Source organism: Komagataeibacter sp. NFXK3 (genome assembly GCF_054182245.1).
Genome location: NZ_JAPIVJ010000004.1, coordinates 193163 through 211293 on the forward strand (window position 1 = coordinate 193163; position 18131 = coordinate 211293).

Annotated in this window: 18 protein-coding genes; 8 read left to right on the forward strand and 10 right to left on the reverse strand. The window is 66.4% G+C overall.

The features are described 5' to 3' along the window. Window positions 1–36: 36 nt before the first annotated feature. The 3 genes from OQZ28_RS06425 (at window position 37) to OQZ28_RS06435 (ending at window position 3635) form a co-directional block, all read left to right on the forward strand. Entirely contained in the window at window positions 37–1209 is a 1173-nt protein-coding gene (locus OQZ28_RS06425) for a cation diffusion facilitator family transporter (protein ID WP_458135525.1), read from the forward strand. 22 nt (window positions 1210–1231) lie between these two features. Continuing rightward, entirely contained in the window at window positions 1232–2134 is a 903-nt protein-coding gene (locus tag OQZ28_RS06430; RefSeq protein WP_130731545.1) for a cation diffusion facilitator family transporter, read from the forward strand. Between the two features lie 169 nt (window positions 2135–2303). Further along, window positions 2304–3635 (forward strand): chloride channel protein, encoded by a 1332-nt coding sequence (locus OQZ28_RS06435; protein ID WP_130731592.1) that lies wholly within the window; start codon window positions 2304–2306, stop codon window positions 3633–3635. A 79-nt stretch (window positions 3636–3714) separates the two neighbouring features. Here the strand turns inward: OQZ28_RS06435 and OQZ28_RS06440 are convergent, their stop codons facing one another. The 9 genes from OQZ28_RS06440 to OQZ28_RS06480 all read right to left on the reverse strand — a co-directional run bounded on the left by OQZ28_RS06440 (window position 3715) and on the right by OQZ28_RS06480 (window position 12666). Beyond that, window positions 3715–4752 carry a glycosyltransferase gene (locus OQZ28_RS06440; RefSeq protein WP_458135526.1) on the reverse strand — a complete coding sequence of 346 codons (1038 nt, stop codon included), beginning with the start codon at window positions 4750–4752 and terminating at the stop codon, window positions 3715–3717. Between the two features lie 23 nt (window positions 4753–4775). Then, window positions 4776–5837 carry a WD40 repeat domain-containing protein gene (locus OQZ28_RS06445; RefSeq protein ID WP_458135527.1) on the reverse strand — a complete coding sequence of 354 codons (1062 nt, stop codon included), beginning with the start codon at window positions 5835–5837 and terminating at the stop codon, window positions 4776–4778. Then, a complete protein-coding gene (locus OQZ28_RS06450; protein ID WP_130731548.1) occupies window positions 5834–6835 on the reverse strand; it encodes a CobW family GTP-binding protein in 1002 nt (333 codons plus the stop codon). The genes OQZ28_RS06445 and OQZ28_RS06450 overlap by 4 nt, the downstream gene beginning before the upstream one ends. 100 nt (window positions 6836–6935) lie before the next feature. Beyond that, a complete protein-coding gene (locus OQZ28_RS06455; RefSeq protein WP_458135580.1) occupies window positions 6936–8030 on the reverse strand; it encodes a glycosyltransferase family 4 protein in 1095 nt (364 codons plus the stop codon). A gap of 14 nt (window positions 8031–8044) precedes the next feature. Beyond that, complete coding sequence (locus OQZ28_RS06460) at window positions 8045–8713, reverse strand: glutathione S-transferase family protein (protein WP_130731594.1); 669 nt, start codon at window positions 8711–8713, stop codon at window positions 8045–8047. Beyond that, on the reverse strand, window positions 8713–9810 hold the full coding sequence (gene mnmA, locus OQZ28_RS06465; RefSeq protein ID WP_130731549.1) for a tRNA 2-thiouridine(34) synthase MnmA: 1098 nt from the start codon (window positions 9808–9810) through the stop codon (window positions 8713–8715). Before mnmA ends, OQZ28_RS06460 begins: the two co-directional genes overlap by 1 nt. Before the next feature lie 124 nt (window positions 9811–9934). Beyond that, the gene (locus OQZ28_RS06470) at window positions 9935–10249 is read right to left on the reverse strand and encodes a ferredoxin family 2Fe-2S iron-sulfur cluster binding protein (protein WP_061273819.1); all 315 of its coding nucleotides are present in this window, start codon (window positions 10247–10249) and stop codon (window positions 9935–9937) included. 31 nt (window positions 10250–10280) lie between these two features. Then, the gene (locus OQZ28_RS06475) at window positions 10281–11462 is read right to left on the reverse strand and encodes a cysteine desulfurase family protein (protein ID WP_458135528.1); all 1182 of its coding nucleotides are present in this window, start codon (window positions 11460–11462) and stop codon (window positions 10281–10283) included. Between the two features lie 70 nt (window positions 11463–11532). After that, window positions 11533–12666, reverse strand: coding sequence for a cysteine desulfurase family protein (locus tag OQZ28_RS06480; protein ID WP_458135529.1), 1134 nt, complete (start codon window positions 12664–12666; stop codon window positions 11533–11535). Window positions 12667–13249: 583 nt separating this feature from the next. Here OQZ28_RS06480 and OQZ28_RS06485 point away from each other — a divergent pair. The 3 genes from OQZ28_RS06485 to OQZ28_RS06495 all read left to right on the forward strand — a co-directional run bounded on the left by OQZ28_RS06485 (window position 13250) and on the right by OQZ28_RS06495 (window position 15755). Beyond that, the gene (locus tag OQZ28_RS06485) at window positions 13250–13915 is read left to right on the forward strand and encodes an alpha/beta hydrolase (RefSeq protein ID WP_130731552.1); all 666 of its coding nucleotides are present in this window, start codon (window positions 13250–13252) and stop codon (window positions 13913–13915) included. A 112-nt stretch (window positions 13916–14027) separates the two neighbouring features. Beyond that, complete coding sequence (gene tyrS / locus OQZ28_RS06490; RefSeq protein WP_458135530.1) at window positions 14028–15275, forward strand: tyrosine--tRNA ligase; 1248 nt, start codon at window positions 14028–14030, stop codon at window positions 15273–15275. Between the two features lie 3 nt (window positions 15276–15278). Beyond that, window positions 15279–15755, forward strand: coding sequence for a DUF4186 domain-containing protein (locus tag OQZ28_RS06495; protein ID WP_130731554.1), 477 nt, complete (start codon window positions 15279–15281; stop codon window positions 15753–15755). A gap of 98 nt (window positions 15756–15853) precedes the next feature. On the opposite strand, the gene OQZ28_RS06500 is transcribed toward OQZ28_RS06495, so the two are convergent. Next, window positions 15854–16192 carry a Rieske (2Fe-2S) protein gene (locus tag OQZ28_RS06500; protein ID WP_458135531.1) on the reverse strand — a complete coding sequence of 113 codons (339 nt, stop codon included), beginning with the start codon at window positions 16190–16192 and terminating at the stop codon, window positions 15854–15856. Window positions 16193–16317: 125 nt separating this feature from the next. Here OQZ28_RS06500 and OQZ28_RS06505 point away from each other — a divergent pair, with 125 nt between their 5' ends. Together OQZ28_RS06505 and OQZ28_RS06510 are read left to right on the forward strand one after the other, a co-directional pair. Further along, window positions 16318–17565 carry an aminopeptidase gene (locus tag OQZ28_RS06505; RefSeq protein ID WP_458135532.1) on the forward strand — a complete coding sequence of 416 codons (1248 nt, stop codon included), beginning with the start codon at window positions 16318–16320 and terminating at the stop codon, window positions 17563–17565. Then, window positions 17562–18119, forward strand: a complete 558-nt coding sequence (locus tag OQZ28_RS06510) for a hypothetical protein (protein ID WP_130731557.1) — start codon at window positions 17562–17564, stop codon at window positions 18117–18119. The genes OQZ28_RS06505 and OQZ28_RS06510 overlap by 4 nt, the downstream gene beginning before the upstream one ends. Window positions 18120–18131 lie beyond the last annotated feature (12 nt).

Here is an 18131-nt window from a genome sequence, read left to right on the forward strand (position 1 = left end):
ACCCTGCCCCTCCCGATCAATATGGATTCAGGCCCCATGGGCGAATGCCAGCACAACCATGGCGCGGATGGCCATGACCACTCCCATGACCATGCCGCTCCCCCACCCGCGCACGGCCCTGCCTGCACTGGGCACGACCACGCGCAGGGCGACCATGTGCACCCCGGGCAGGCCGCCACCGGGCCTGACACGGGCCATGACTGCGGTCATGACCATGACGCCCATGCGGGCCACGACCATGCCGATGGCGGACATGATGGCGGCTGCGGGCACGACCACGGGCATGGCGGCGGGCTGTTCGGCCACCACCATGTGCACACGCCGGCCTCCTACGGGCGGGCGTTTGCCATCGGCATCGCGCTCAACCTTGTCTATGTAGCGGGTGAGGCGGTGTGGGGCGTGCGCAGCCATGCGCTCTCGCTGCTGGCCGATGCGGGGCATAACCTGTCCGACGTGCTGGCGCTGAGTGCCGCATGGCTGGCCGAGGTGCTCTCGCGCCGCTCGCCCACCGCCAATTTCACCTACGGACTGCGGCGCTCCTCCATTCTCGCGGCGCTTGGCAATGCCGTGGCCCTGCTGGTGGTGACCGGCGGCATCATGTGGGAGGCCGTGCTGCGGCTGGTCCACCCGCACCCGGTGGCAGGCGTTGCAGTGATGGTGGTGGCCGGGATCGGCATTGTTGTGAACGGGCTGACCGCGCTGCTGTTTGCCAGTGGGGGCAAGAAGGATCTTAACCTGCGTGGCGCGTTCGTGCACATGGCATCCGACGCGGTGATGGCGCTGGCCGTGGTGGCAGGTGGTGGGCTGATCCTGCTGACCGGCTGGCTGCGCATCGACCCCGTCATCTGCCTTGTGGTGTCGCTTTCCATCATTCTTGCCACGTGGTCGCTGCTGCGCGATTCGCTCGACATGGCGCTTGACCGCGTGCCGCGCGGCATCGACCCCGCGGCTGTCGATGCCTTTTTGCGCACGCTGCCCGGCGTGTGCGACCTGCATGACCTGCATATATGGCCCATCAGCACCACCGAAACCGCGCTGACCGTCCACCTCGTGCGCGGGGCAGGCGAGCAGGGCCATGCGCCTGATGGCCTGCTGAACCGCGCGGCAGCCGAACTGCAGGCCCGCTTCGGCATTGTTCACCCCACCTTGCAGATTGAAACCCTGACCGATGCCAACCAGTGCATTCTGGCCGAAGCCCACTCCGTCTGATCGCAAGGACACCCTGTTCAGCATGCTTTCCCGTACTGACCCCAAGATCCGCGCGGCCTGGTGCAGCGTTGTCGTCAGCCTCATTGCACTGGGCATGAAATATGCCGCCTGGCGGGTTACGGACAGCATCGCGCTGTATTCCGATGCCATCGAGACCATCATCAACGTGGTCTCCGCCGTGGCCGGGCTGTGGGCGCTGCGGGTGGCAAGCCTCCCGCCCGACCACAACCACACCTATGGCCACTACAAGGCCGAATACCTCTCCGCCGTGGCGGAAGGGGTGCTGGTGGTCATTACCGCCATCACCATCGCGCATGAGGCGTGGCAGGGCTTCCAGCACATGCATGCGCCGCAGGATTCGTGGCTGGGCATTGCGCTCAATGGCGGCGCGGGCGTGCTCAACCTGGTGTGGGGGCTGTTCCTGCTGCGGCTGGGGCGGGCGCGCCATTCACCCGCCCTGGTGGCCAGCGGGCACCATGTGCTGTCCGATGTCTGGACATCGGCGGTGCTGATCACGGGGTTCGTGCTAATCCCGCTCACCGGCTTTTTGTGGCTCGACCCGCTGCTTGCCGCCCTGATTGCGGTGAACGTGCTGCGCACGGGGTGGGAGATGATGCGCACCTCCATCGCGGGGCTGATGGACGAGGCCCCCAATTCCGAGACGCTGGGCGAGATCCGCTCCATCATCTCGCACACCGCCACCGGCGCCATGGAGGCGCATGACATCCGCGCACGCATTGTCGGCGCCATGACGTTTATCGAGTTTCATCTTGTCGTGCCCGGTGCCATGAGCGTAGAGGAAGCCCACCACATCTGCGACCGGGTGGAAGATGGCCTGCGCGCGGGGCTGGGCGATGCGCTGATCAACATCCATGTTGAGCCCGAGCGCAAGGCCAAGCATACCGGCGTGCTGGTGCTGCCCTGACCTGGCGGAAGGGGCGGATATTCTGCCACTGACTGCCTGAACCTGCGATAAATACCACCCCTGCCGCGAAACCGGACGGCCTGAACCCGGTTTTACCCGTTTCAGGGCTGTTGCTGAAAGTACGTTACCGGGCATGCGAACCGACCTTACAGAGATACGCCGGAAACACATGCGCCACCTGCGCCGTTCCGCGCGGATCACCACCGAGCAGTGGCGGCGCAAGATCGCGTGCTGGGCGGCTGCCGTGGTGGTGGGCGTGGTGGCGGTAGGCTTTGCCATGGCGGCCGATGCGGCAGCGAGCCTGCGCACGCACATCATCGCGTTCAACCCGTGGCTCATGCTGGTGCTGACGCCGGGCGGCCTTGCGCTTTCAACGTGGCTGACGCGCACATGGTTCCGCGGTGCGCAGGGCAGCGGCATACCGCAGACCATTGCAACGCTGCACCTTGAAAATTTCGCCATTGTCGACCGGCTGCTATCGCTGCGGGTGGCGGCGGGCAAGATCGTGCTGACCTCGCTGGGGCTGGTGGCGGGGGCCTCCATCGGGCGCGAGGGGCCGAGCGTGCAGATTGGCGCCGCCATCATGCATGCGTGCGGGCGGTGGCTCAACCTGTCCACCATCAGCATGCGGCGCGGGCTGATCCTGGCGGGCGGGGCCTCGGGCGTGTCGGCCGCGTTCAACACGCCGCTGGCGGGCATCGTGTTCGCCATCGAGGAACTCAGTCACTCGTTTGAGCAGCGCACCAGCGGCACCATGCTCACCGGCGTGATCCTGTCGGGTGTCACGGCCATAGCACTCGTGGGCAATTACAGCTATTTCGGCCATACGGATGTGGTGGTGCCCATTGGCATCAGCTGGATCGCGGTGCCGACCTGCGGCATTCTGGGCGGCATTGGCGGGGGCGTGTTCTCGGCCATTCTCATCCGGGCCACGCGCGGCCTGCCCGGCGGGCTGGGGCGCTTTGCCAAGGGGCGGCCCGTGGCGTTCGCCGCCGTGTGCGGGCTTTTGCTGGCCATACTGGGCATTGCCTCGGGCGGGATCACCTATGGCACCGGCTACTACCAGGCGCATGAAATCATTGACGGGCGGACCCATTATCCCGCCTCGTTCTTCATCCTCAAATTCATCGCCACCATCATTTCCTACTGCTCGGGCATTCCGGGCGGGCTGTTTGCGCCCTCGCTTGCCATCGGGGCGGGGTTTGGCGGGTGGGTGGCGCAGTTCCTGCCGCACACCACGCCGGGTGCGGTGGTGCTGCTGGGCACGGTGGCCTATTTCTCCGCCGTGGTGCAGTCACCGCTGACGGCCTCGGTCATTGTCATGGAAATGTGCGATAACCAGCAGGTTACGCTGGCGCTGCTGGCCACGTCGTTCCTGGCCTATGGCGTGTCGCGCATGATCTGCTCGCAGCCGCTCTATGCGGCCCTGGCCGAGGCGTTTCTTGATGGCATGGCCTCTGCCCCCAAGCCCCCGCCCGCAGTCAAAACGGCTGTAAAATAACAGAAGTTTTTGGTGAAGCTTTTTGCAAAAAGCTTCGGAAGACGCCGCCTTCTTGAAAAAAGGCGGCACCCAGAAACTTTTATCCGTTTTTTGTCTTTATCACCCGGTCGTAAAAGGCCAGCCATTGGCTGGTTACGGCCTGCGGCGTAAAGCCTGCCTCGTAATCGCGCGTGCCGCCTGCCGCAATACGCGCGGCCAGGGCCGGGTCATCAATTACTGCGCGAATGGCGGTGGCCAGGGCCGGGGCATCATCAATCGGCACCAGCATGCCGTTTTCACCGTTGCGGATATGTGCCTTTGGTCCATCCGCCGCACAGGCCACCAACGGCACGCCTGCCGACCAGGCATCGAGTATCACGGTGCCAAACGGCTCATAGCGCGAGGGCAGCACGCACAGATCCGCTGCTGCCAGCAAGGCCCCCCGGTCCGAGCGCCAGCCCAGAAAATGCACCCGGTCCGCCACCCCCAGCCTTGCCGCCTGCGCGCCAAGGGCCGCACGCAGTTCGCCCTCGCCTGCCAGCCATACATGGCAGCGCGGCAGGGAGGGCAGCGCGTCAAGCAGGGTTTCCAACCCCTTGGCCGGATGCAGGCGCGAGAGCACCAGCAGCACCGGGGCATCGGGCGGCGTATCAAGTGCGTGCCGCGACACCGGCGGCTGCGGTTTTACGGAGGGGAAGGTGGGGATATAGGCCACGCGATCGGCTGGCGCGCCGCGCGCCACCATGGAGGCCGCCATATCCGCCGTGCAGCCCACGAACCAGTCGCAATGCGCAAAGGCGCGCAGATCCTTGTAATTGCCGAACCAGCCAATCACCGGCACCCCGGTACCGGCGGGCACGATCTCGGCGGCACGGCGCAGCCAGCAATGGATGAGGTCGGGCCTGACGCGCCCGATCAGCCTGCGTATGGCGTGGCGGGCGACAGGGCGGAGCGGCAGGCGCAGCGGGGCGGTCTCCACGGCCATCCCCGCTGCCCGCATGGCGGGCACGCGGGGGGCTGAGGGGTGCATGACCACATCCTGTTCAAGCCCCGCCTCATGCAGGCTGCACATGACATCGGTAGCATAAAGCTCCGCCCCGCCATTGCCCCTTGCCGCCATGACATGCAGCACCCGCATGCGTTTTTCCGCCCCCTGCCGCTTTATTTGGCCGACAGGTCGATCACGGCGGCGCGGCCATCTTCCGTGCCAAAGGCCAGCGCGCAGCCATCGGGGCTAAAGGCGAGCGCGGTCACCGCGCCTTCGCCCGCCATGCTGACCGGCAGCACGCGCTGAGCGTTGGTATCGACCATCAGCACTGCGCCATCGGCAAAGCCCGCGGCCACGATGTCATGCACAGGGTGGCAGGCGACACGGGTGCACATGATGCCGGGAATGCCCCCGGCCTCGAAGGGGGGCTTGCCCATCGGGCCACCACCAAAGAACGGCCACATCACGATGGTGTCCGCCCCGCTGGTCACCAGCCACTTGCCATTACGCGTAAAGGCCATGGACTGCACCTTGGAAGGGTAGCCGCTCATGCGCATGTTATGCCCATCGGCCAGGCGCCAGCCATGCAGTTCCGATTCCTGCATGGAGGTCACCAGCGCGTCGCCCGCAGGATGGATGGCGATGCCGATATGGCTACCCTTCCATTCCAGCACGCGGGGGGTATCCACCCTGGCCTGCACGAACCACATCGACGCACCATTATAATGCGAGGCTGCGATGCGCTTGCCCTTGGCATCGAACACGATGCCGCTGACGGTGGAAGGATGCTCGAGCACCTTGAGCGTATCCCGGCCCGCCGCATCACGCAGTTCGACCTGCTTGCCCGATGCAAAGGCGATCACGCCGCCCCTGTCATTTGCCCACGTGGTGATGTGCTCGATCCAGCGGCGGCCCCTTGCCAGTTCACTCACACTGCCATCAACCGCAATCCGGCGCAGGCTGTTGTCATCGCCGCCAGTCAGGAAGCCGGTGGGGGCGGCATCAGGTGCTATGGAAAGCACCGCGCCATCATGCACGGTCTGCACATCCCATGCATCCGAGCGGCCCCAGTCGGCGCGGGCGGCCACCATCACGTCGCCCTCGGCGGTGGCGAAGGCGACCTGCTGGCTGTCACGCGCGATGGCGCAACCGGTGACCTGCCCTTCAAGCTGGCGCTGCGCACCCCGGCGTTCGAGCAGCGAGGGAGGCATGGTGTCGTTCATGGCGCCGCTCATTTCGCACGGCAGCTTTCAAAGCCACGACGAAGCTGCGGACGGTTGAGGTTGCGGCCAATGAAGACAAGGCGCGAGACATGCGGCTCGTCCTTCTTCCACGGGCCGATAAAGCCGCCATCGGCCATCATGTGCACCGCCTGGAAGGCAAAGCGCTGGTTCTCGCCCGCATAGTTCAGGATGCCCTTGGCCCGCAGGATGTCCGCCCCCTGCTCCTGCAGTACCGCGCCGATCCATGCCTGGAACTTGGCGGCGTCGAGCGGTTCCTCCACCTCGAAGGACATGGACGTCACATCAGCCTCATGCGAGTGGCTGGTGTCCTCAAGGAAATTGGGGGCATGCTCGAGCGCGCGCTGGAGGTCGAAGCCGCCCTGGTCGAGCACATCGGACAAGGGCACGTCGCCGCGTTTCGCGCGGTGAAGGCGGCAGACGGAATTGATCGAGCGGATGCGCTTTTCAATCGCCTCAAGGCCAGCTTCATCCACAAGGTCGACCTTGTTGAGGATGATCACATCGGCAAAGGCGATCTGGTTCACCGCCTCGGGGCTTTCTTCCAGCGTCTGGAGCACGTTGTAGGCATCGACCACGGTCACGACCGCATCGAGCCGGGTCTTGCCGCGCACGTCTTCATCAACAAAGAAGGTCTGGGCCACGGGAGCCGGGTCGGCAAGACCGGTGGTCTCGACGATGATGCCGTCGAATTTGGCGCGGCGCTTCATGAGGTTGCCGAGGATGCGGATCAGGTCGCCGCGCACGGTGCAGCAGATGCAGCCGTTATTCATCTCGAACACTTCCTCGTCGGCATCGACCACGAGGTCGTTGTCCACGCCGAGCTCGCCAAACTCGTTGACCACAACCGCGTATTTGCGGCCATGCTCGGCGGTGAGGATATGGTTGAGCAGCGTGGTCTTGCCTGCGCCGAGGAAGCCCGTCAGCACCGTAACCGGCACGAGGGCGTTCGCAGCTTTGGCGTCAGGTACGGCCTGAACGGTATCGGACATGGAACCTCCAGTGTTTGGGCATGAGCCTTGCATGCCCAGATATAGGACGGCGCACGGCGCTGTCCCATACCCGCGCGGCATAAAAACGCAAAACGCGGCCTCAGGCGCGGCGGCGCAGGGCTTCGGCCCGCAGGTGGGCGCGGCAGGCACGCGCATGCTCCACCCCAAAGCGCAGCGCCTGCGCGCGGCCGCGCATGGCAAGGCCAGCGCGCAGGGCCGGCCCGTCCATCAGCCGGGCGATGGCCTGCGCCAGCTCCGGCGTGGGCTGGGGCGGGCAGAGCAGGCCGCCATCGCCCACCACCTCCGGCAGGCCGCCAGTGGGGGCGGCCACGAGGGCGGCACCCGCCGCCATGGCCTCCAGCGCTGCAAGGCCAAAGGGCTCGGGCCAGCGGCTGGGCACCACCACAATGGCCGCCCGCGCCATGGCGGCCAGCACATCCGCATGGGGCCGGTAGCCCTCAATCCCGATGCCTGCCGCCTGCGCGCGGGGCAGCAGTTCCGCCATGAAAGGGGTAACGGGCGCATCGGCGCGAAACCGGTCGGCCCCGATCATGTCAAAACGCCAGCCGGGATAAGCAGGGGCAAGCCCGGCGCAGGCCGCAACGAACAGGTCAGCCCCCTTGGTCTCGACCATGCGCCCGGCAAACAGCACCTGTGGCGCGCGCGCATCCATGGGCAGCACGCTGGCGGGAATGGCCACGCCGTTGGGCGAGACGCCAACCCACTGCCCGTCCGTGGCGGGCACCCCCTCCATGAAGCGCTGGCGCACCCAGCCGGATACGCAGGCCACGTTCATCCACCGCAGCAGGGCGGCGCGGCGGGCGGGTGTTTCGGCCCCACGCATGCTCTGGGGGTCGTTATGCAGCACCAGCAGCACATGCTGGCCGGGGCGGCTGCGCGCGATATGCAGCGCGGTATCGGGGCGGTTATGCACCTCGACCACAGCAGGGCCGATGTCATGCACGATCCGCAGCACGGCAGCGGCATAACGATGGCTGCGGCTGCCCGGTGGCCACAGGCCGGGGCGCACTGTCCGGTATTCATGGTCGGGCAGCAGCGTGGGGCCTGCCACCGGCGCGCCGATGATGACATCATTCGGGCCGGCAAGGGCAGCCACCTGCAGGCCGATGGCCCCCACGGCCCCCGCACTGAAGCCTTCACGCGCGGGCAGCACCACCGCCACGCGCCAGGGCAGGTTTTCCACGGGGCTCAGCCGATATCCTCAAAGCGTGCCTGCTGCCACTGCTTTGGCTCCTGGGCGGCAAGCTGGTACCATTCCTCCATGAGCGGATGCGCGCGCACGGCGGTCATGTAGGCCCGTGATTCCGGCGAGGGGCTGACCCCGTAGGACAGGAAGCGCGAGACGATGGGCGCGAACATGGCATCCGCCATGCCAAATTTTTCCCCGAACAGGAAATCGCCATCCTTGCCAAAATCAAGCCGCGCCTCGGTCCAGATCGCATCGATCCGCGCGATGTCGGCATCGATATCCGCCGTGGTGCCTGCGGCCAGCGGGCGGTTCTCACGCCCGGTATTCATGGGCATGGCGGCGCGCACGGCGCGAAAGCCCGCATGCATCTCGGCGGCGATGCTGCGGGCATAGGCGCGCGCACGGGCATCGGCAGGCCACAGGCCGGGGGCCTGCTCGGCGCAGTATTCACAGATCGCGAGGCTCTCCCACACGGCAGCGCCATCATGTTCAAGGTAAGGCACCTTGCCATTTGGCGAGATGGTGCGGATGGCGGGCGTCTCGCCCGTATCGGCCAGCGGGATCACCTGCTCGCGCACGTCAAGCCCGGCCAGGCGCACCGCAAGCCAGCCGCGCAGCGACCATGATGAATACCGCCGCGTGCCAATGACCAGAATACTGTCGCTCATCATGCCGCCTTTCCTTCGCCTCCGGCCTCGACCCGGCGGATGAACCCGCCACCAAGCACCCGGCTGCCATCATACATCACGCAGGCCTGCCCCGGCGCGGGCACGGCCCCCTCATCCAGCACCACGCGGGCCGCCCCATCAGGCAGCGCCCACACGGTGGCGGCGCGCGCCACCTCGCGCGCGCGGATCTGCACCGCGCAGCGCAGGCCCTCGGGCCCCGGCGGGGTCACCAGCCAGTTCATGTCGCGCAGCACCAGCGTGCGGGCTACCGCCCGGGCGCGCGGGCCGATCACCACGCGGCGACTGGCAGGTTCGATGCCCACCACCATCTGGCGCTCGCCCGCCAGCATGGCGGCATTGCCCAGCCGCTTGCTCTGGCCCACGGTGTAGCGGCTCACGCCTTCATGCGCGCCCACCACCTGGCCGGACTGGTCCACGATCTCGCCCGCGCCGGTTATGTCGGGGCGCAGCTTTTCCACCAGGGCCGCGTAGGAGCCATCGGTCACGAAGCACAGGTCCTGGCTGTCGGGCTTGGCGGCCACGGCGAGGCCGAAGCGCTCGGCCTCGGCGCGGACGGCGGCCTTGTCGGGCATGTCGCCCAGCGGAAAGCGCAGGAATTCAAGCTGGTCGCGCGTGGTGGCGAACAGGAACCATGACTGGTCGCGCCCCTCATCAACGGGGCGGTGCATCTCCACCCCATCAGGGCCTTCCACGCGGCGCACGTAATGCCCGGTGGCCATGGCATCGACCCCAAGGTCACGCGCCATGCCCAGAAGATCGGTGAATTTCACGCCCTGGTTGCATGCAACGCACGGCACCGGCGTCTCGCCCGCGGCATAGGCATTGGCGAAAGTGTCGATCACGCTGTCCTGAAAGCGGCGTTCGGCGTCGATCACGTAATGGGGGATGCCGAGCCTGTCGGCCACGCGGCGGGCGTCGTGTATGTCGCGCCCGGCGCAGCACGCGCCTTTTTTCTTGCTCTCGCGGGAATCGTAGAGCTGAAGGGTCGCGCCAATGACCTCGTGCCCTTCGGCCACGAGGCGCGCGGCAACGACGGAACTGTCCACCCCGCCAGACATGGCCACAAGAATACGCATGGGCTCGGTTCCACTTCCCTTGAAACAGGCAATGCCCGGAGAACTATCAGCCTCCGGGCATCGCGCGTCAAACATCATCCTGCCCGCCCGCGCACAAATCACGCAGGCGGCATGGCCCGCCCGGTCAGGACGTGCTGGGCAGGCGCACCACGAGGCCGTCGAGCGCTTCGGTCATCACGATCTGGCAGCCCAGGCGCGAGGTCTTTTCCAGCCCGAAGGCAAGGTCGAGCATGTCTTCCTCGTCCTCGGTCGGCGGCGTCAGCTTGGGCGCCCATTCGGGGTCGACCACCACATGGCAGGTGGCGCAGGCCAGCGAGCCTTCGCATGCGCCTTCAAGGTCAACACCGTTCTTGTGCGCGATTTCCAGGACCGACAGGCCCAGCGGGGCCGCGACTTCGCGGCGGGTGCCATCACGCTCGATGAATACTATATGCGCCATCTTTTCCATCCTGCCTGTGCGTTGCGCCCGGTTAGCCTGGCGCAGCGCTGCCTTGCGCGCGGCAATGTGCCACTGCGCGGCACAGGATCGCCGCCGCGCGATCCACTTCGGCGGGTGAGGTATAGCGTCCGACCGCCAGACGCAAGCCTTCCGCCGCCTGCGCCGCCTCAAGCCCCATTGCGCTGAGCACATAGGACGGCACCACCTCGGCCGAGGAACACGCCGACCCGGTGGACAGACACAGCTCGGGTGCGGCTGCCAGCAGGTCGAGTGCCCGCACCCCCTCGAAGCCTATGTTCAGGTTGGCCGCAAGCCTTGCCTGCATGCCGCCATGCACGCGCAGGCCGGGGCAGCCCGCCGCAAGGACGGCCAGCATGCGGTCGCGCAGGGAAGCGATGCGGGCACGCTCGGCGGCCCCTTCAAGGCGGGCAATGCGGCATGCCGCGCCGAACCCGATGATCAGCGGCGCTGGCAGCGTGCCCGAGCGCAGGCCCCGCTCCTGCCCCCCGCCCGAAAACAGCGGGGCAAGGCGCACGCGCGGCCTGCGCCGCACGAACAGCGCGCCCACCCCCTTCGGCCCATACAGCTTGTGCGCCGAGACGGAGGCCAGATCGAGATCCCACGCCCTGACATCAACATCCACCTTGCCCGCCGCCTGCGCCAGATCGCTGTGCAGCAGGCTGCCTGCCCGGCGCACGATGGGGGCGAGGGCTGCAAGGTCGTGCAGCACGCCGGTCTCGTTATTGGCGGCCATGATGGAGGTGAGCAGGGTGGGTACCTCAAGGGCCCCGGCCAGCACGTCAGGGTCGAGCGTGCCATCGGGCCGCACGGGCAGGATCACCGGCTCGCAGCCCTCACGCGCCAGGTCACGCACCGACTCCAGCACGCATTTGTGTTCGGTCGCCACCGTGATGACCCGCCTGCGCGGATCCCCGCGCGCGATCAGGTGGCGCACGGCCCCCTTGATGGCAAGGTTGTTGGCCTCGGTCGCACCCGAGGTGAACACGATCTCACGCGCATCAGCGCCCAGCAGGGCAGCGACTTCGCCCCGCGCCTGCTCCACCGCATCATGCGCGGCGCGGCCTGCCGCGTGGTCGAGGCTGTGAGGGTTGGCGAAGCTGTGGGCAAACCACGGCATCATTTCATCCACCACGCGGGGATCGCACGGCGTGGTGGCCTGATAGTCGAGATAGATCAGGTCAGGATCGCTCATGCCCGCCCTCCGTGCCGGTGGGGCCTCATTTCCGCCCCGCCATGCGCCCGACGATTCATGGCAGCTCCGCTCATGCAACCGCTCCCGCCTGTGCGGGCAGGCGGGCCGCCATGGCCGCATAGGCATTGATGAAGCCCTGCACGTCCGCCTCGCTCACCGACCATGGCAGCGAGACGCGGATGGCGCAGCCCGCCCCCTCGCCCAGCCCCATCGCCTCAAGCACATGCGACCGCGCCACCTTGCCCGATGAACATGCCGCACCGGCTGAAACGCCATACCCCGCCATGTCGAGCGCGATCAGTTGGGTCTGCGCCCGCCGTCCGGGCAGCACGAGGCTGGTGGTATTGGCCAGCCGCGCGGCCCCTGCCCCGCACGCACTGGCCCCTGCCGCCACGGCCGCCGCCTCGATCCGGTCACGCCATGCGCCAAGCCGCCCGGCCTGCGCCACCATTGCCGCAACCGCAACCCTTGCCGCCGCCGCCATGCCGGCGATGGCCGGGAGGGCTGGCGTGCCGCCACGCCGCCCCTGCTCCTGCCCGCCACCGGCCAGAAGAGGCGCGATGGCATGGAACCGCGAGCCCGCCAGCAAAAGCGCGCCCGCGCCTTTCGGCCCGCCAAATTTATGGCCCGAGATGGCCACGCTGTCCGCGCCGAGTTCTTCCAGCCCAAAAGCGATCCGCCCGGCCGCCTGCACTGCATCCACATGCAGCAGCGCGCCATGGGCGTGGCACAGGTCAGCAATCCTGCGCACGGGGTTGATGACGCCGGTCTCGTTATTGGCTAGCATGGCGCAGACCAGCGCGGGCGGCCCCTCGGCCGCCAGCATGCGCTCAAGGGCGGCCAGGTCCAGCACGCCATCGGCACGCACGGGAATGGTGGCGGAACTGGCCGCCGCACGCACGGCATCATGTTCACTTGCACCCACGAGCACGCGCCTGCCGCCCGCCTGCCCGGCAATGGCCAGCACATTGGCTTCCGTGCCGCCGGAGGTGAACACGCAGTTCTCCGCTGCAGCCCCGAACAGGGCCGCGATGTCCTCACGCGCGGTCTCGAGCACGGCGCGGGCCCCGCGCCCCGCCCGGTGCACGGAGGCCGGGTTGCCCGCAACCGCTGCCGCCTGCGTCATGGCCTCAAGCGCCTCGGGCCGGATGGGCTCGGCGGCGTTGGCATCAAGGTATGTAAAACGGTCGTTCAGGGTGCTCATGCTGTCCAGCCATATGGGTTGCGCCAAGTCCTTTTGCGACGGGAATTACGATTTATCTGGCGTTTTGTGAATCCACACCGCTATAAGGCAGCGCAACATAATATTTATTGCAACGTGTTATGGGTGATGGACACCCCTTTGCCCCATACCGCTGCCTCAATGTCGCCTGCCCGCCATCCGGGCCATGGCAAGGAGAGCAAACCGACACGAGACACCCGCCGCGCAGGTTCAATGCAATGTTGCCCCCGGGCCGGGTCATGGCCATATACCGCCATATCTGCCCCCCGCGCAGGGCACGCCTGCCGAAGATGCACTGTTACCCGGTAGGCATAATGCCCATTATTCAGGTGGGTTGGTATATTTCGGTCTGGCGCGCCGGGCCGGGTCACTTCTGCTTTTCGTGCTGTAACCACCCGGATGAATACAGGCCACCTGCCTGCATCCGGCGCGTGGCAGCCCGAAGGCCGCACTTTTTTCTCTGCCTGCCGACCTGACGGGGCATCGCCGGTCGGGCAGGCTGTAACAGAAACCGTTCCCGTTGCAATGCCTGGAATGCACGGGGAGATGCAAATGCGGGATACCTATGCCTGAGGTCATGTTTGCCGGCCCTGATGGCCGCCTGGAAGGTCGATACCACCACTCGAGCGCGCCCAACGCGCCGCTTGCCCTGGTGCTCCATCCCCACCCGCTGCATGGCGGTACCATGAACAACCGCATCACCTACGCCATGTACCGCGCGTTCGAGAAGATGGGCTTCTCGGTCATGCGCTACAATTCGCGCGGGGTCGGGCGGTCGCAGGGGCGCTATGATGGCGGCATTGGCGAGATTTCGGATGCCGCCGCCGCCCTTGACTGGATGCAGATGGTCAACCCCAACGCCAGCGGGCTGTGGATCGCGGGCTATTCCTTCGGGGCTTTCGTGGGGATGCAGCTGCTCATGCGCCGCCCCGAGATTACCGGCTGGATCAGCGTGGCGCCGCCTGCCAACTACTATGATTTCGGCTTCCTCGCCCCGTGTCCGTGCGGGGGGCTGATGATCGCGGGCGAGAACGATGAACTCGTGCCCGAGCCCGCCGTGCGCAAGCTTGTCGACAAGCTGAACACCCAGAAGGGCGTGAGCGTGGATTACCGCATCTTCAAGGGGGCCGACCACGTGTTTGCCAACCAGGCCGAGCAGGTAGCCGATGCGCTGGAAGACCATGTGAGCACGGTCATGAACCGCAAGATGCTGGCTCTCGCGGCGGACTGATTGCCGCCCCTGCCTGTTCCGGGTGGTTTCACCAACGCCAGCTAACATGCTAGAGGCTGGTCCGCGCCGGGGCGGCCCGGCCAGCGACGGACCTTACAGCGCGGAACAGATCATGCCCAAGAGTGAATTCCTCCGGGAAGCCGAAGCACGCGGCTTCATATTCCAGTGCACCGACATGGAGGCACTCGACGCCGCCATGCAGGCCGGACCGGTGGGGGGCTATATCGGGTTCGACCCCACGGCGGACAGCCTGCACGTAGGCAGCCTGATCCAGATCATGATGCTGCGCCTGATGCACCGCCACGGCCACCGCCCGGTGGCCCTGGTGGGCGGCGGCACCGCGAAAATCGGCGACCCCTCTTTCCGCGAGGAAGCCCGCAAGCTCATGCCGGCGGAAACCATCGCCACCAACCTGCGCGGGGTGGAGGCGTGCCTGCGGCAGTTCCTGCCACTGGGCACCGGCCCCGCCGAACCACTCCTGACCAATAATGCCGACTGGCTGGACAAGCTCTCCTACATCGACCTTCTGCGCGACGTGGGCATTCATTTTTCCATCAACCGCATGCTGTCGTTCGACTCGGTGCGCTCGCGGCTGGAGCGTGAGCAGGGGCTGACCTTCCTGGAGTTCAATTACTCCATTCTCCAGTCCTATGACTTCCGCGAACTCAACCTCCGTCATGGCGTAACGCTCCAGATGGGGGGATCGGACCAGTGGGGCAACATCGTATCGGGCATCGACCTGGTGCGCCGCATGAACGGGGCGCAGGTTTTCGGCCTCACAACGCCGCTGCTCACCACAAGTTCCGGCGCCAAGATGGGCAAGACGGCGCAGGGCGCGGTGTGGCTCTCGGCCGAGCGGCTGCCGGTATTCGATTACTGGCAGTTCTGGCGCAATGTGGAGGACGCGGATGTGGGCCGCTTCCTCAAGCTGTTTACCGAACTGCCCATTGAGGAATGCGACCGCCTGGCAGCCCTTGAGGGCGCCGGGATCAATGAGGCGAAAAAGGTGCTGGCCACCGAGGCCACGGCACTGTGCCACGGCCGCGCAGCCGCCGAGGAAGCCGCCGAGGCCGCCCGCCGCACCTTTGAGGAAGGCGCCGTGACGGCTGCCGCCCTGCCCACCACCACCGTGCCCGCCGCATTGCTGGCCGAAGGCGTACCGGCCTTCCGCCTGTTTGTTGAAGCCGGTTTTGCCGCCAGCAATGGCGAAGCCCGCCGCCTGATCCGTGGCGGGGGCGCGCGCGTGAATGACGTGGTGGTGCAGGACGAGGCGCAGGTCATAACCAATGCCGACCTGATTGATGGCACGATCAAGCTTTCATCGGGGCGCAAGCGCCATATTCTGGTGCAGCCGGCCTGAGCCATGGCGCGCAGGCCCGCACGCAAGGCAGCCCCGGCGCAGCAGGCTGACCTGTTTGCGCCCGCCGCACCGCCACCTGCGCCTGCTCCTGCGCCACTGGCCGACCTGTCCGCCCTGCCGCCTGTCGCACCAGAGTTATGGGCGCGGCTGGCCTACTCCCAATTCCGCGCCCGCTTTCACCTTGGGGCGAAGGAGCGGGATTATCTGGCCAGCCGGGGCCTGCCGGAAGTCATGCGCCACGCAGCCGACTTCATTGCCACCCGTCTCGCCCCCGCCCAGCCCGCGCGCGATGGCAGGCAGACCCCATGGCGCGGGCACCCGGTCTTCATTGCCCAGCATGCCACCGGCACCTGCTGCCGGGGCTGCGTTGCCAAATGGCATGCCATGCCCGAAGGCGAAATGCTTGATGCTGACCAGCAGGCCTACCTGCTGGCCGTGATACAGGCATGGATCAGGCGCGATAGCAGCCAGAAATCATAAGGAAGTTTTTGGTGAAGCTTTTTTCAAAAAGCTTCGAAGAACGCGGGCTTTTTGAAAAAAGGCAGCACCGAAAAACTTTGCACGGCATCTGCAGGCTTTTATCCATCAACCCGCGCCCAGACTTCATCCCCGCTGATCCAGCTTTCATAGGATCGCGGCATCGGCCCCGCCGCCTCCATGCGGCCACCGGGGGCCTGCGCGCGGCCATCGGCGCCAAAGGTCCACATATGCAGCGGGCAGACGATGCGGCCATACAGCACGTATCCGTCAGACAGGCGGGCATTGCCATGCGGGCAGCGATCATCGATCACGGCAGGGCGGTCATCCTCCACCATCCACACCACCACGGCGCGGCCATCGCACACCACGCGCTGCGGGGCCTCAAGGGCTGCCGATACGGTGCATAATGCGCGGGAACCCGTTAACGCCTGTTTCATTGAGTGCATGCTCCGCGCTGGTTTGCGGTTATCATTTTACGCGCCGGGCGTGTGTCGTCTATCCTGCGGGGCACTTTCCGCAGGCCTGCGGCACGCCGCCTGCCTTTTACAGGATATGATTACGCATGGCTCTCTCCCCCCGGCATGAACATCTTCTGGACCGCCTGGCCGAAGTCGCCGTTCGCGTGGGCGTGAATATCGCCCACGGGCAGCAGCTTCTCATCACCGCCCCGCTCGACGCCGTGCCGCTGGTGCGCCGCATTGCCGAGCACGCCTACCGGGCAGGCGCATCCCTGGTCACGCCGTTCTATTCCGATGACGTGACCACGCTGGCGCGCTTTCACCATGCGGCGGATGATACGCTCGACACCGCCGCCGACTGGCTGCACGAAGGCATGGCCAACGCCTACCGCAAGGGGGCGGCGCGCATGGCCATTACCGGTGGCAACCCGGTGCTGCTGGCCAATGAGGATGCCGAGCGCGTCTCGCGCATAGGCCGCGCGGCCTCCAAGGCGGGGCGGCCTGCCATGGAACTGATCACGCGATTCGCCATCAACTGGAACATCGTGGCCTTCGCCACCCCGGCCTGGGCGGCACAGGTCTTTCCCGGCGTGCCGGAGGAAGAAGCCGTCAGCCGCCTGTGGGATGCCATCTTCCAGGCCTCACGCGTGATGGTGGATGACCCGGTGGCGGAATGGAAAGCCCATAACGCCCACCTGCGCAAACGCGCCGCCTGGCTGAATGAAAAGCGCTTCGCCGCCCTGCACTTTACCGGCCCCGATACCGACCTGACCGTGGGCCTGGCCGATGGCCATGCCTGGGCGGGCGGCGCGGAACCGGCAGGCAACGGCATCGTGTGTAACCCCAACATCCCCACCGAGGAAGTATTCACCACGCCGCATGCCCGCAAGGTCAGTGGCACGGTGCGGGCCACCAAGCCGCTGTTCCACCAGGGCACGCTGATCGATGATATTGCCGTGCGCTTTGAAGAGGGGCGCATTGTCGAGGCCCATGCCAGCAGCGGGCTGGACGTGCTCAACCGCATTCTCGACACCGATGAGGGCGCACGCCGCCTGGGTGAAGTGGCACTCGTGCCCGCCTCCTCCCCCATCTCGGCAAGCGGCATCCTGTTCCGCAACACCCTGTTTGACGAGAACGCGGCCAGCCACATCGCCCTTGGCCAGTCCTACGCCAAGTGCATGCTTGATACCGACAGCCTGACCGAGGCCCATCTGGCCGAGCAGGGTGCCAATACCAGCTTCATCCATATTGACTGGATGATCGGGTCCAGCAAGATCGATGTCGACGCCATCAACCACGATGGCACACGCGAACCCCTGATGAGACAGGGCGAATGGAGCAACCAGCCATGACCGCTTCCTTCCTGCGCCGCACCCTTGCCGCCAGCGCCTGCACGCTTGCACTGGCCACCGGCCTCATGGCCGCGCACCCGGCCCTGGCCCAGCAGCCGATGCAGCAGAGTACCACCGCACAGGCCCAGCCCACCCCCGCCCAGCAGGCCGCCATTGCCCGTGACATGAAAACGGTGGCGGAATACAGGCTGCCCAAGGATTTCTTCAGCCGCATGATGCCGGTGATCGAGCAGATCCGCCAGTCGCGCATCTCCCCGCCCGAGACGCCCAACATGTCGCTTGAAGAGACCATAAAGCGCACGGGCGACATGGAGGCGCTCAAGCCCATTCTGGAGCATAATCACATGAGCGCGCGTGAGTTCGTGATGGGCATCACCACCTTTGGCCTGACCAGCGCCGTGATGCAGCACCCGGCGCAGGACAGCAAGAACATGCCGCAGCTGAACCCTGATAACGTCAAGCTGCTCCAGTCGCATCAGGCCCAGACGCAGGCGCTGATCCAGGCCATGGGCGGCAGCGAAGGCGAAGGCCAGCAGCCCGCCGCGCCCCAATAAAATACTGAAAAA